Origin of the sequence: Pseudomonas anuradhapurensis (assembly GCF_014269225.2) — a bacterium.
GTDB lineage: Bacteria > Pseudomonadota > Gammaproteobacteria > Pseudomonadales > Pseudomonadaceae > Aquipseudomonas > Aquipseudomonas anuradhapurensis.
In genome coordinates, this window is record NZ_CP077097.1 from 1722809 (window position 1) to 1735511 (window position 12703).

General features: G+C 60.0%; 13 protein-coding genes and 1 pseudogene. 7 read left to right on the plus strand and 7 right to left on the minus strand.

Annotated elements, in window-relative coordinates; genetic code table 11:
- Nucleotides 1-37 precede the first annotated feature (37 nt).
- From HU763_RS08045 to HU763_RS08060, 4 genes are read right to left on the minus strand one after another with little or no spacing between them, the layout of a single operon-like run.
- Entirely contained in the window at nt 38-1006 is a 969-nt protein-coding gene (locus HU763_RS08045; RefSeq protein ID WP_186687307.1) for an XdhC family protein, read from the minus strand.
- A 42-nt stretch (nt 1007-1048) separates the two neighbouring features.
- The gene (locus tag HU763_RS08050; protein WP_186687309.1) at nt 1049-3271 is read right to left on the minus strand and encodes a xanthine dehydrogenase family protein molybdopterin-binding subunit; all 2223 of its coding nucleotides are present in this window, start codon (nt 3269-3271) and stop codon (nt 1049-1051) included.
- Entirely contained in the window at nt 3255-3737 is a 483-nt protein-coding gene (locus HU763_RS08055) for a (2Fe-2S)-binding protein (protein ID WP_186687311.1), read from the minus strand. Before HU763_RS08055 ends, HU763_RS08050 begins: the two co-directional genes overlap by 17 nt.
- Entirely contained in the window at nt 3734-4891 is a 1158-nt protein-coding gene (locus HU763_RS08060; RefSeq protein WP_420831034.1) for a cytochrome c, read from the minus strand. Before HU763_RS08060 ends, HU763_RS08055 begins: the two co-directional genes overlap by 4 nt.
- Before the next feature lie 384 nt (nt 4892-5275).
- On the opposite strand from HU763_RS08060, the gene HU763_RS08065 reads away from it, so the two are divergent.
- The 5 genes from HU763_RS08065 to HU763_RS24680 all read left to right on the plus strand — a co-directional run bounded on the left by HU763_RS08065 (nt 5276) and on the right by HU763_RS24680 (nt 9159).
- Nucleotides 5276-6178, plus strand: coding sequence for a LysR family transcriptional regulator (locus tag HU763_RS08065; protein WP_186687314.1), 903 nt, complete (start codon nt 5276-5278; stop codon nt 6176-6178).
- A 96-nt stretch (nt 6179-6274) separates the two neighbouring features.
- Nucleotides 6275-6904: a DsbA family oxidoreductase gene (locus HU763_RS08070; RefSeq protein WP_186687325.1), complete on the plus strand. Its 630-nt coding sequence runs from the start codon at nt 6275-6277 to the stop codon at nt 6902-6904.
- Nucleotides 6905-7443: 539 nt separating this feature from the next.
- A complete protein-coding gene (locus HU763_RS08075; RefSeq protein ID WP_189665593.1) occupies nt 7444-7908 on the plus strand; it encodes a GNAT family N-acetyltransferase in 465 nt (154 codons plus the stop codon).
- A gap of 79 nt (nt 7909-7987) precedes the next feature.
- Nucleotides 7988-8446, plus strand: coding sequence for a GyrI-like domain-containing protein (locus HU763_RS08080; RefSeq protein ID WP_186687328.1), 459 nt, complete (start codon nt 7988-7990; stop codon nt 8444-8446).
- 245 nt (nt 8447-8691) lie between these two features.
- Nucleotides 8692-9159 carry a hypothetical protein gene (locus HU763_RS24680; protein WP_225931935.1) on the plus strand — a complete coding sequence of 156 codons (468 nt, stop codon included), beginning with the start codon at nt 8692-8694 and terminating at the stop codon, nt 9157-9159.
- Nucleotides 9160-9378: 219 nt separating this feature from the next.
- Here HU763_RS24680 and HU763_RS08090 read toward each other — a convergent pair whose 3' ends face one another.
- Nucleotides 9379-9834 (minus strand): hypothetical protein, encoded by a 456-nt coding sequence (locus HU763_RS08090; protein ID WP_170030363.1) that lies wholly within the window; start codon nt 9832-9834, stop codon nt 9379-9381.
- Between the two features lie 165 nt (nt 9835-9999).
- A pseudogene (locus HU763_RS08095) lies at nt 10000-10618 on the minus strand (tyrosine-type recombinase/integrase).
- Nucleotides 10619-10761: 143 nt separating this feature from the next.
- Between HU763_RS08095 and HU763_RS08100 the strand changes: the two are divergent.
- Together HU763_RS08100 and HU763_RS08105 are read left to right on the plus strand one after the other, a co-directional pair.
- A complete protein-coding gene (locus tag HU763_RS08100; RefSeq protein ID WP_186687331.1) occupies nt 10762-11181 on the plus strand; it encodes a hypothetical protein in 420 nt (139 codons plus the stop codon).
- A 223-nt stretch (nt 11182-11404) separates the two neighbouring features.
- Nucleotides 11405-11701 carry a hypothetical protein gene (locus HU763_RS08105; RefSeq protein WP_186687333.1) on the plus strand — a complete coding sequence of 99 codons (297 nt, stop codon included), beginning with the start codon at nt 11405-11407 and terminating at the stop codon, nt 11699-11701.
- Between the two features lie 48 nt (nt 11702-11749).
- Here HU763_RS08105 and HU763_RS08110 read toward each other — a convergent pair whose 3' ends face one another.
- Nucleotides 11750-12658, minus strand: a complete 909-nt coding sequence (locus HU763_RS08110; protein WP_186687336.1) for a LysR family transcriptional regulator — start codon at nt 12656-12658, stop codon at nt 11750-11752.
- Nucleotides 12659-12703: the final 45 nt, after the last annotated feature.

Below are 12703 nucleotides of genomic sequence, written 5' to 3' on the forward strand. Positions count from 1 at the left end.
GCAAGTGCATTGCGCAACTCGCAAAGCCCGGGAACCTTCAAAGCGCCGTTCGCGCTTTACCTCGGTAAACCCGCAGCACATCAGCCATGACCGACAATGCAATTTCGGCGGGGGTCCTGGAGCCGATATCCAGGCCGATGGGCATGTGCAGACGGGCGACATCCGCAGCCGACAAACCGCCGATCCGGCGCAATCGCTCCGCGCGTCTTTCCGAGGTCCGTTTCGAGCCCATGGCACCGATGTAGAAGGCAGGCGTGTGCACGGCCTCCATCAATGCGAGGTCGTCGATTCTAGGATCATGGGTCAGCGCAACGACCGCCGTCGCTTCGTGGCAACCGCCGTTGGCGATGTAGATCGAGGGCAGTAGCGGAATCACCGTCACGCCCTCCAGCGCCAGCGTGGCCACTTCTTCTCGCGGGTCGCATGCGATCACTTCAAAGCCCAGGGCCCGGGCGAACTGTGCACAGGCCTCGGCAACCGGTGACAGGCCTGCCAGCAGCAAGCGCAGTGCCGGGCCCAGGCTGATCTCCAGGCGGCTGCCAATACGCACCACGGTGTCGCTGCCGTCGGTGCGGCTGCGGGTGCTGAACAGGCCGCCTTCCAGGTCAATCACCCGGGTCAGCCGACGTTGACCGCGCAGCGCGTCGAGCAACTGGCGCAGGTGGGCGCGCCATTCGGCGCTCGGGCGCCTGTGCTCGACCAGTACGTCCAGGCTACCGCCACACGGCAGCTGCAGGCGACTTCGCTCCTCGGCACTGGCGCCGTAGCAGATGACCTGTGCTGGTGCGGCATGCTCGCCACGGCCGAGTGCTTCGAGAAATGCCTCCTCGACACAGCCGCCGGACAACGAGCCGCTGTGCGCGCCGGACTGGATGGCCACCAACATTGCGCCAGGCGCGCGCGGTGCCGAACCGAAGGTGGAAAGGACCGTGCATAACCACACGCTGTGTCCTTCGTCTGCCCAGGCCAGCGCCTGCTCCAGCACCGTCACATCAAGATGTTGCATCTGCCGTTACCTTTGCAAAACGCGGGTTCAAGTACCGCCGGTTCATGCCTTGCGGGCCAGCGGCAGCGCCAGCCGGCGCTGGCCGGTGGCATCCGCCACTGCGTTACCCAGGGCTGCGGCCATCGGGCCCTGGACGATTTCGGCTGCACCGAGGAAGGGTTGGCCAGGCTGGTCGATCAGGTGCACTTCCACGTGTTTCGGCAGTTGCGGGAAGCGCAGGATCGGATAGCCACTCCAGTCATAGCTGCGTACCCCACCGGGGTCATAACTGACCGCCTCGTAGAGCGTCCAGCTGCTCGACTGGACGATGCCACCCTCGACCTGGTTGCGCAGCCCATCGGGGTTGACGATCTGCCCGACGTCCACCGCCGTGACTACCCGCTGAATCGCGATCTCGCCGGTTTGCGGATGCACCTGGATTTCCACTGCCACCGCGCAGTAGCCCATGATGTTCTTGTAGCGGGCGAAGCCCAGGCCGATGCCCGTGCCCGGTGCAGGCGACCGCCGTGGCCAGGCGAACTCATCGCGGGCCCGTTCGACCACGGCGCGGGCCCTTGGGTCGGTGAGATGGCTGAGGCGGAACTCGACGGCATCCACGCCTGCCTGCGCCGCCAGTTCGTCCAGGCAGGCCTCGATGGCAAACACATTGATATGGGCACCCAGCGAGCGCATTGCCGAAGTGCGGAACGGCATTTCGCTGATGAAGTGCATGTCGATGTCGCTTGCGCCCGTCTGGTACAGCGGGATCGCGTTGCGGTCGCCATCCCCTTCTGGCTGGGCAATCGGCACCGATGGCGCCGAGGTGAACGGGCGGGCGAGCAGGCGCGCGGGCACCAGGCGGCCGGCGTTGGTGATGCGCTCGTTATGTGGCGTGGTCCATAGCTGGTACTTCCAGTGGTTGATGCGGCCGCTGCTGTCCAGGCCGGCTTCCAGTTCGGTGAGCATGGCCGAGCTGTACGGTTCCCACAGGTTTTCCTGTTCGCGCATCCATTGCACGCGCACCGGCACGCCTGGTACTCGCATGGCGATGAGCGCCGCGTCGGCTGCGGCATCATCGGCACCGTTGTGGCCGTAGCATCCGGAACCTTCGGCGTGGATGCAGCGCACAGCCGTCAGCGGTAGGCCGAGCATTTCGGCGATGCCCGCACGCAGCGGGAACACACCTTGGGTATGGGTCCAGACGGTCAACGTACCGTCCTTGAACCAGGCCAGCGAGCAGGAGGGGCCGATGGAACCGTGCATCAGGTATTGTTTGGTGACACGCGCCCGATAGGTCTTGCCACTTGAAGGCGTCGGCTGGCCTTCGTGCTGGATGGGGTAGCGCCTGGATTGCAGCTTGGGCAGCAGCTGGTGGATGACGGCCTGGTCCGGAATCACCTCGCCAGTGGTCCACGTTGCCGCCGCGTAGCCCGCCCGCATGGCCTTGATGGCCTGCCATTCATCCCTGGCCACCACGGCGAGATAGTTGCCGTCCTCGACCACCTTGACGATGCCCGGCAGGCGTTCAATCGCCTGTTTATCGAAACCGGTGAGCGTGCAGCCCGGCCTGGGTGGCCGGATCACCCGGGCATGGAGCATGTCCGGCAGGCGCATGTCCTGCACGAACGCCGCGCCACCGCTGACCTTGGCCGGAATATCCAGGCGTGGGATGGCGTGGCCGATGAGCTTGAACTGCGCAGGTGGAAGGTCCGGCGAGTTGGCCTTGGCATATTGATGCAGGTCCACGCCCGCTACCGCCTCGGCATAGCTCATGCGGGCGCCGGACGGGGCCGTGATCATCGCACCGCCTGTCTGCAGCGACGATACGTCCACGCCCCAGCGCCTGGCGGCCGACTCCATCAGCATCTGCCGCACCTGCGCGGCGGCATTGAACAGCGCCGTGCCGCTGTCGAAGATGGTATGGCTGCCGGCCGTGTAGCCTTCGTTCGGTGTCAGCGCCGTGTCCGCCGTAAGGAAGGTGACCGCCGCCGGCGAGACGTCCAGCCGCTCGGCCGCAATCTGCAACAGCGCGGTCTTCACCCCGGTGCCCAACTCCACTTTCCCGGTATACACGGTGATGCCTTCGACGCCGACCTTGATCCACGCGTCGAGGTAAGGGTTGGTGCGCAAGCTGCCGGGCAGATCCGGGGCGAGCACGACAGTACCGAGGGTATCCACCTCGGTATCGGCCAGCGCCTTGCGGGCGGCCGGCATCAGCGCGAATGCCATCAGCAGGCTGCCGCCCTGCAGGAACGCGCGGCGACCGAATTCAGTTGTGGACGACATGCAGGCCACCGTTTTCGACGACGCGGGTGATCGCTTCGATGATTCGAAGATGCGTGCCGCAGCGACACAGGTTGGTGGCCATGTGCGCGCGGATGGTGGCTGCGTCGGGCCGCGGATTCTGCTCCAGCAAGGCTTGGGCGCGCATGATCATCCCGGCGATGCAGTAGCCACACTGCGCGGCCTGGGTATCGATGAAGGCTTGTTGCAGCGGGCCTGGCCGTTCAGGCGTGCCCAGGCTCTCGACGGTGCGCACGTGGCGGCCTTGCATGCCAGCACACGGGGTCACGCAGGCGAATACCGGCTGGTCGTCGACGATGACGGTGCACGCGCCACACTGGCCCAGCCCGCAGCCATACTTGGCGCCGTTGAGTTCCAGGTGGTTGCGCAAGGCATAGAGCAGCGGCATGTCCGGGTCGATATCCAGGCTGTGCAGCTTGCCGTTGACTGTAAGGTTCACGTTGCTCATGGGGTCTCCTCGCGCAGAGCCTGAATAGTCGAATGCAAATCCGGCCACGGCCGATCTGGGGCGGCTTGGCCACGGACGAAGGCCGCCAGGGCGGCGAGCTGCTGGTCGTTCAGGCTGGCCGCGAAGGGCGGCATCGCCGGGCCGGGCTCACCGGGTGTGGAGGCAATGCCTTCCAGTACCGTCTTGATGAAGTTGCGTGGCGCAGGGGCTTGCACCGAGGACGTCGCCGTCAGCGCTGGCCGGCCGTCGATACTGCGCATCGGTGCGGCTGCACCGTGGCAGCCTGCGCAGGCGGCCTGGAACAGATCACCCCCGAGGCTGGACGATTCGGCCGAGGCCACAGCCTTTGTTTCGAGCGTGGCGGGTTGGTGGGGGGAGGCCGGCAAACTGAGCAGATATTCCGCCATGGCTTCGACGTCGCTCCGAGGCAGCCGCGCGAGTTCCTGGCTGACCGGGCGCATGGGGCCGGCCGCGGTGCCATGGCCGTCGACGACCTTGGCTTGCAGGTAATCCACCAGCTGGGCTTGGGTCCAGGGCGTTTCGCGGCTGGCCAGGCCGAGCAGGGAAGGGGCCGCCCAGCCGTCAACCACGCCACCGGCAAGCGCCTGGCCCGTTTTCTCGGCACCGAGCAGGTTCAAAGGGGTATGGCATCCGCCGCAGTGGCCCGCGCCTTCGACCAGGTAGCGGCCACGGTTCCACTGCGGCGACGCCTGCGCGGTCGGCACGAACGGCGCTGAATGCAGGAACAACAGGTTCCAGCCCGCGACCAGCGGGCGCAGGTTCATCGGGAACTTCATGCGGTTGGGGGTTGCCGGCTGGTACACCGGAGGCCCGCTCATCAGGTAGGCATAGGCGTCCGCCAGGTCCTGATCGTCGAGCAGCCGGTAATGCGTGTATGGGAAGGCTGGGTAGAGGAAATGCCCATCGCGGGAAATCCCGTCGCGCATGGCGCGCTGGAATGCTTCGAGTGGCCAGCTGCCGATACCGGTCTGCGCGTCAGGGGTGATGTTGGTGCTGTACAGCGTGCCAAACGGCGTCACCAGTGGCAGGCCGCCTGCCAGGTACTTGCCGCCAGGGCGCGTATGGCAGACCGCGCAGTCGCCGGCGGTGACGACCTGGGCACCGCGTGCGATCTGTGCGGGTTCGAATGCCATGGGCCGCTCGATCGGATCGATTGCCGGTCGCCACATCAACCCGAACGCTGCGGCTAGCCCACCCACGCCCAGCGCAATAGCTGCCAATGCCCAACGCTTCCTACGTGACATCGATACCCACCTCGTTCTCCGCCCTTGGCAACCAGCAACTCCCGGTATTGCCGGATGCCGATCAGTTCAGGGCGAGCCTAAAGGAGCACGGCTTGTGCGGGTATGGGTCGCTCGCGCAAGGCAGCTTTGCTCATTACGCAAGGCTGGCAGCGCGTGTTCGATAGCACGCCTGTTCAATCTCGAGGCCGGGCAGGTGGCTATGCTGCAGGCTGATGCAACCTCGACTGGTGATGCCACCAGCTTCCCTCTGGATATCTTCGACAGGGTCGGTCAATGGACAAGTTTCTCGCCTTGAGCATGTTCGTAGAAACGGTACGTTGCGGTGGCTACTCCGCCGCAGCCCGCAAGCTTGGCGTGGCAACATCGTCCGTGGCGCGTCAGGTGGCAGCACTGGAGGCGGAGCTGGGCACCACGCTCATTACCCGCAGCACCCGCCAGAACCGCCTGACCGACCTGGGCCAAGCCTATTTCGACAACGCGGTGGGCATTCTCGATGCGCTCGCTGCAGCCGATGGCATGGTCACCGACAGGGGCAGCGAAGCGAAAGGCAAGCTGCGGGTCAGCGTGCCGGTGGAGTTCGGCCGACGCTTGATCTCTCCCCACCTTGGTCGGTTTCTGGCGAGCCATCCAGAGCTGGAGGTCAGCCTCAACCTCAGCGACGAGCGCGTGGACCTTTACAAGGACCGTATCGACCTGACCGTGCGCCTGGGGTCGACCGTCTCCAGCGAGGACGTGATCTGCACCACCATCGGTCATTTCCAGCGTTGGCTGGTGGCCAGCCCGGGCTACCTGGAGCGACACGGTGCGCCGACGCAACCGAGCGAACTCACCCAGCATTCCTGCATGCGCTTCGATTACGGCGGGCCAATGCGCGACTGGCTGTTCGAGGTGGCTGACGAGACGGTACCCGTCGCGGTGCAGGGCCGGATGCAGAGCAACAATGCCGACATTCTCAGGCAGGCGGCGGTCGCCGGGCAGGGCGTTGCGCTGCTGGCCGACTGGCTGGTTGCCGAGGATGTGCAACAGGGCCGGCTCACCCGCTTGCTGCCTGAATATGAAGTGAACCCGGTGTCAGTCAACGCCTCGATCAATATCGTCTACCTGCCGATCAATCGCGCCTCGACGCGTATCAGGGCCTTTGCGCATTTCATGAAACAGCTGGTCAGTGTTGCCTAGCGACATTGCGCAACGCTCTATTGCGTGCTGTGTGGCTTCTGCCTGTGCAGCTGACGCCGTACGCTGGGCTGAACCACCTTACTCAGGGTCTGGACCATGCACATTCCCCCGCTCCTGGCGTTCGACTTTCTTGACCCTTGGAGCTGGGTAGCGCAGCGCCGGCTTGCGCTCGCGATGAGCCAGGTCGGGCAACCACTGAAGGTCACTTTTCAGCCGTGCCGCTCGCCGTTGAGCCGTGCCGCCGCTGGCATGGCCTACCACGACTTTCTCGAACGTCGCTTTGGCACCCAGGCGCTGATACAGCAGTCCCTGGTGGCTGCGGAAATGCGCCAGCTTGGCATTGAACCGGCGTTCAGCCAGATCGTCCGCCTGCCCGACACGCGCCCCGCGCTTGCCGCTGTACTGTGGCTGCAGCGTAGCGGGAAACCCGCTCATCACTTTGTGGAAAGTGTCTTCGAAGCCTTGTATTGCCATGGCCAGGACATCGGCGATCCGGCAGTCCTGAAACAGCTGCTGCTGCGAGAGCGAGTAGCTTTGAGCGAAGTCGTGCAATTCATGCACAGCGACACGTTCAGTGAGGAATTGCAGGCCAGCGAAGCCACGGCTGCGGCGTGGGCGGGGCGTGTGATTCCATCTTTGCGCATCAACGGTACGGTGGTATTCGGTGCGCAGACACCGAGTGTTCTGGCGCCGATGCTTGGCTTCTTCGGCGCTCAGCAAGAATGAAATGGCCATCAAGGCAATCAAGGACAGGGTATTGCCCAGTTTTGCAATCTTTGTTGCACGGTTAGGGATTGCAGTCAGGCTTTGCGTCGCTTCTGCGCAAATGCCTCCAGGGTAACCGTCCTGGCTGAATTAGTCGGCAGGTTGTAAGTCGCTCTCGGTAAATGGTTGCTAGGTTCTGTGTGAAAAGTCTTGAGACGAAGGTCAGGCAAGGCGAAAACAGCCGAGGAAGCGGAGTTTACGGGTTGTAAATGAGCATTCCGAGGCTGTTTTCAACGCAGCATCACCGAGTATCAAGGCTTTTCACACAGAGCCTAGGGGGCGAGCAGTTTTGCGTTTGGACTGTGTTCAGCACGCGATGTAGTCCTTGCGTGATTCACGAGCTGCCTATTAGTATGCGATCGCTCGGCAGGATCAGCCGAAATGTTTTTCCATCCGCGAAACAAGGAGGTGCCCTATGACCCGGTTTTCAATGATGTGTCTGCTAATAAACCGTCAACGAAATCCTGAAGGGGCCCCTTTTGCCCCGCGGAGAATCAAACATGTCCAATCTTTGCCCACCGGTGTTTCTTGTTAGCCTCAGCTCGCCAGAGGAAGAAGCACTCTGCCGCGCCCTACGGGTACGCGACGACCAAAGTGATTTTATTGCCAGCAATGCCGAATCGCTGGAACAGGCTGCCGATAGCCCGTGGTGTGAGCCGTTGGCCATACGGGCCATGCAGACTGGTGAGCTAGTCGGTTTCCTGATGCACGCCCTCGATCCGGATGAGAACAGCCGCTGGATCTACCGCCTGATGATTGACCGCAACCACCAGGGCCGCGGTTACGGGCGTGCTGCCCTACGAGCGCTCATGGCACATCTCCACACCTTGCCTGGAGGACCTGGCGTCGCCCTTGGTGTTGACCCCGAGAACATCGGCGCGCGACGTCTCTATGCTTCTGAAGGCTTTGTCGAGACCGGTGAAGTCATTGATGGCGAGTTGATCATGCGACGGATGTCTACGTGATCAAAGGCAGGGGCGCCGTGTCGCCCCTGCAACTTCGCAGAGCCATCCCCAACGGGTGCCTGACAAACAGGAGTTATAGATGAAGGAGAAAAGCATCGCCTCTCAGCGGGTACTTTTCATCGGACGCGAGCTATCCATCTCGGAAATTGCTGACCAAGCGTCAGTATGTTGTGCGGAGATTATTAGCGCGGCCGAAGATCTGGAGCTTGAGGTCGTCGGTCCATGGATTTTCGTTTCCCACAAGATGCCTAACAATTCCAACGACCGTTTTCGGATAGAATTCTGCCTGCCAGTGGAGGGTGACTTCGAAGAGCAGATCGAAGGGGTTCGCTATCAACTGCTACCGGCGTTACATTGCATCTATGAAGATTACCGAGGGCCACTCAGTGACCTCTTTTCCCATGGTTATGCGAAGCTCTTCGAAGGGGCTCGTGCAGCCGGCTGTAGACTAACCGACGAAAGCCGAGAGGTCTATCACAACTGGCAGGGACCAGATTCACTAGATAATCACATAGAACTCCAATTCGGCATCGTTTGAGCATGGCAAAGAATGCCTAGACCCTTCCTTGTGAACCTATTGATTGGACTGTTCAGGTGCCAGAACCCTGAACCGCTCTTAACGTCATAAATACGGAACGACGCATTTGGCCGATTGCTGCCGTCCGCGAGAGGCAGCTTTCGACCCTAAGCAGCCCTTCACGCGGAGGGCCACTATCAGCCAAAAGCAGACATGCGCACCTGGCAAAAGTAAGCTCTACAGACTTCAGGGATTCGAGAGCTGGAATGAGTAATTTGCTATCCATCACAAGCCACAAATCCAAGTACAGTCTCGGCTTCTACCCGACGTTTGCCGTTGACGGAGTACCTTTGGAGGTTTGGCTACCTCAGCACAATCGGGAAGCTGAGTTACACCTCGTATCAGCGCATTCAGGCTTGAGCGACGATGACGACACCTATTTGGTATGGGATCGGACCTATTCCACAGCGCCGGGCTGGGAGACTTTGGTCCCCCTGCTTGTTTGCTCTGATGACTTGGACCTGACATGTACCGTCATTGTTGCTGAGCAGCACGCCGATGAGCACCATGTCCAGTGGCGCCGATTTGGTTTGCTGAGGGATTTAATCACTTTGCAATGCCCTGCCGTTGATTGGTATGACTCAATACCGAGCCTGACTTTCGAGCGCTCCCGTTTCGAGAGTGTGCTGGATGCGTTCAGGAAACAAGAGAGCATCAAAATGGACTGGGACTAACGCGGGTTGCTGTCTGTGCGAGCGACCACACTCGACCCTTAGCTGCCATCGCCGAGGGCAGCAAGCGGCCAGAAGCGACCGGCCTCGAGTGAACAGACTATCCTAGAGGCTTGAAGGCGTATACGAAACTAGGGGGGATTCAGGTAGCCATTCGCAAGTGGTCGCCTCGCCCAAGATCGGGTACGTAAGACCAAGGGGCAGCTTCCTAACACGGCCAAATCAAATCTCAGACGCGGCTTTAACGGCGCGCTCATAGGAGGCAGAGCCGAATAAAAAAGGGCCAACATCAAGGATTATGCGAGGCTCTTCATATCCGTTTTCGTAAGCGAACTCCTCCCAGATGATCTCGTCACCAGAACTGCGAATGTGCACTGAGTATGCTCCGCAGCCGATGTCTCCACATTCAGGGCAAATGTAGATGATTACCCGATTGGACCTTGTCTCGGGCAGGCCGCTTCGGATCAGGCTATTGGCAAAGAGAAGATTTTGTTCTGGATATCCCGATACGAAACCACTCATATAGTCAGAGTGCCCACCGTCAGCGCTTACTAAAATTTCCAATAGAGAACGCTCGTCGATTCTAAAGTCGGCAAAATAACGCTCAACGCTGGTACAACCGTTCGATGCGCCTCCAGAGCGAATCGCATCCTGAAAAGTTATGGTGTTGCGGTGCATGCCTTGTTCCTTACTTCGATATGGTCACGATTACACACATTGGGCGTGACTCACGCAAGTGCAGAGGGCACCGACGACTGTCCGCTGAGACGCTTTTTAACTGCCGCGACGGGCTGCTATGGGTTGGATAGCGACGGTCTGCCCTCGACCGTCGCTTTTGGATGGTCAGACCTCCGTCTGCTCTGCCATCTCCAAGGCATCGTCGACCTCAATCCCCCAGATATCTGACGGTGCTTTCAAGCTTCGTATGGCCAAGCAGGAGTTGGACTGCCCTTAGATTCTTGGTCCTGCGATAGATGAATGAGGCCTTCGTTCGCCGCAGCGTGTGGGTGCCGTACATTGTTGGATCAAGGCCAATGGCTGTCACCCAGGCTTTCACTATTCGAGCGTATTGCCTGGTGGAGAGATGATCTGAACCGTGTAGCCGACTCAAACAGACAGTCCTCGCTAAGGAGGTGAGCCTGATGCGTCCAGGCTTCCAAAGCCATACGGGTTTGCTCGGTGATTTCAAATTGCACTGGATGCTGAGTTTTCTGCTGTATCACGATCGCTCGTGACGAAACATGCTCTCCATGGGCTACGTCCCGCACACGAAGCTTGGTTAAGTCGCTGGCTCGCAGCTTGCTGTCGATGGCAAAGTTGAACAACGCCAGATCCCTAGATTTCTCTGCGATCTGGAGCCTTACCCGGATGGCCCAGATATCTCTCAGTCAGAGCGGGGCTTTTGCCCGACTAGCTTTCCCTTGTTCCATGGCCGATGGGGGTAGGTAGCAGCGGTTTTCATGGGTTGTCCTCCGCGTTAGGGAGAACAAGGGTGAACTCGATACGGTGTACGGTCGCTAACCGACCCAGAGCAGGCATTTGGCGGGGTATACTGACGGCCAGCAGCGTAGGCAATCACCTGCTGGCTATGCACTTACGAGGGAATTGAAAAAGGTGACGGGATTCTCATGCCTGATTTGCCATTGGTATGGAGAGGAGCAGCACGAACGCATTGCTGCTGTGGATCACGCCATGGTTGCCGTTGAATTTCTCGCGATGCAAGCGAAGCAACAACAACAGATCATCCCTGACTGTCCAGTCTGCGAAGCCTGGTCATCGAAGGTGCTGCCGATCCACGATTTGCTCAGTACCTGCGGCGATGCCTTGCCGGATGACATCCGAACCCCTCTCGAGAGTCTCTGGGCTGCCTGCTGCACTTTGAAGACGCTTGAGATGCCCTGCCACGACAGAGGCATCTTCGAGCATGGCGCATGGCAAACAGTAAGAGCAGCTGCCCATGAGGCACTCACGGCCATGGAGTCAACCTTGATAAAACCGCTCCTGGTGGATCTTGTCCCTAAGTGATGCGTCGATAACTGCCGCCTGATCGAGAGCAGAGACAATACACGAAGGGCTGCGACGAGACAGGAGCAGACGTTCTACTACCAGTAGTGCGATGAAGAGAGACACAAGGATGGCTATACGGTCGGCCAATAACGCATGCAACCCCGCCTGGGTCTGGCTGGACGTCTGACCTGATCGAATGATTCACGGCACATAGGTCACCACAATCTGAGGAATGACTGTCATGAGCCCACTTAACAACGACGTGAGGGCCGCTTTCGTTGAGGCACTTAAGGAAATCTCGACGCAGATGTCGATTGCATACGAACAACTCGGTCCTGTACCAGAGGGCCATGTATTTGCTCAGGCAGGTTTGCAGAATGGCGCTGAAATCGTTCTGACTGGAGTAGCGTTCGAACACCTGCTTTACATGATTAAAGAACCACCGCTCGTCGTTTCTGAACAATTCATAAAAACTCTAGCTGGGATCGCAAGCGCCTTGAAGATGCCATTCACGATAGGACAGCGTTTACCCTGCTGAACGTCAGCTTTGGGTCGTTAGCGGTCATCCGCAACCAACCCTGTTCCGTCAAGCCTGCGGCGAACCCAATGCAGCCACAACTTCGTCTATGAAGTGCCTGAGCTTTGCGGAGGGGCGACGGTCCAAGGGGTAGATCAGATTGACAGGATACGTGGGCCCTTCGAATTCCTCGAAGAGTACGACCAGTTCGCCCCGTTGCACGTAAGGCATCAGTACGTCCTCGACGCACAGCGTGATGCCGAAATCCGCTAATGCGGCGTTCACCTTGGCCAGGGTGTTATTGACGTTCAGTCGACTCGTAATGGGGACCGTGAACGTCTGCCTGTTTTTGGTAAATCGCCAGACTCTGTCCGTCATGCGATCGGAGAACAGATAGCCCAGGCAATCATGGTCCACGAGTTGTTCGGGATGGAGCGGGGTGCCTTTGCGTGCCAGATAAGCGGGAGATGCGCAAGCAAACATCCTGAAAGGCCTCAAGCCGCGTTGCACCAATGCCGCGCTGTCGCCCAGTTGGGGTTTGCCCAACCGAAACACGACTTCGAATCCCTCTTCTACGATATTCACGAACCTGTCGGTCAACTCCAACTCGATTTCCGTTTCCGGGTATCGCGTCAGGTATTGGGTCAGGAACGGGATGAGTCGATGAGAGCCGTAATTATAGGGCGCGCTGATGCGGATTTTTCCGCGCGGTGTCGAGCTTGCTGACTGCGCCAGCTCATCGGCGTCTTCAACGTCGCTCAGGATAGCCTTGCAGCGCAAGTAATAGTCCCTGCCCACGGCGGTCAGGCTTTGTCGGCGAGTGGTGCGGGTGATCAGTTTAAGGCCTAGCTGAGATTCCAGATTGCTGACCTGTTTGGCAATCAGCTGCGGCGTCACGCCTAACACGGCGGCGGCTGCCGAGAAGGAGTCTGACTCAGCTGCTGCTACGAACGCCGCCATGCTTTTAAGCTTGTCCATATCCTCAATCTTTAGTTGTTAATGTTGTTTGAATTCGAGCATTTA

What these genes read in the sequence shown, in the direction of transcription:
- HU763_RS08090 (WP_170030363.1), bottom strand. Translation starts at nt 9,834, where the DNA reads ATGCACCGCAACACCATAACTTTTCAGGATGCGATTCGCTCTGGAGGC.
- HU763_RS08045 (WP_186687307.1), bottom strand. Translation starts at nt 1,006, where the DNA reads ATGCAACATCTTGATGTGACGGTGCTGGAGCAGGCGCTGGCCTGGGCA.
- HU763_RS08070 (WP_186687325.1), top strand. Translation starts at nt 6,275, where the DNA reads ATGCACATTCCCCCGCTCCTGGCGTTCGACTTTCTTGACCCTTGGAGC.
- HU763_RS08050 (WP_186687309.1), bottom strand. Translation starts at nt 3,271, where the DNA reads ATGTCGTCCACAACTGAATTCGGTCGCCGCGCGTTCCTGCAGGGCGGC.
- HU763_RS08080 (WP_186687328.1), top strand. Translation starts at nt 7,988, where the DNA reads ATGAAGGAGAAAAGCATCGCCTCTCAGCGGGTACTTTTCATCGGACGC.
- HU763_RS08055 (WP_186687311.1), bottom strand. Translation starts at nt 3,737, where the DNA reads ATGAGCAACGTGAACCTTACAGTCAACGGCAAGCTGCACAGCCTGGAT.
- HU763_RS08060 (WP_420831034.1), bottom strand. Translation starts at nt 4,891, where the DNA reads ATGGCATTCGAACCCGCACAGATCGCACGCGGTGCCCAGGTCGTCACC.
- HU763_RS24680 (WP_225931935.1), top strand. Translation starts at nt 8,692, where the DNA reads ATGAGTAATTTGCTATCCATCACAAGCCACAAATCCAAGTACAGTCTC.
- HU763_RS08075 (WP_189665593.1), top strand. Translation starts at nt 7,444, where the DNA reads ATGTCCAATCTTTGCCCACCGGTGTTTCTTGTTAGCCTCAGCTCGCCA.
- HU763_RS08065 (WP_186687314.1), top strand. Translation starts at nt 5,276, where the DNA reads ATGGACAAGTTTCTCGCCTTGAGCATGTTCGTAGAAACGGTACGTTGC.
- HU763_RS08105 (WP_186687333.1), top strand. Translation starts at nt 11,405, where the DNA reads ATGAGCCCACTTAACAACGACGTGAGGGCCGCTTTCGTTGAGGCACTT.
- HU763_RS08110 (WP_186687336.1), bottom strand. Translation starts at nt 12,658, where the DNA reads ATGGACAAGCTTAAAAGCATGGCGGCGTTCGTAGCAGCAGCTGAGTCA.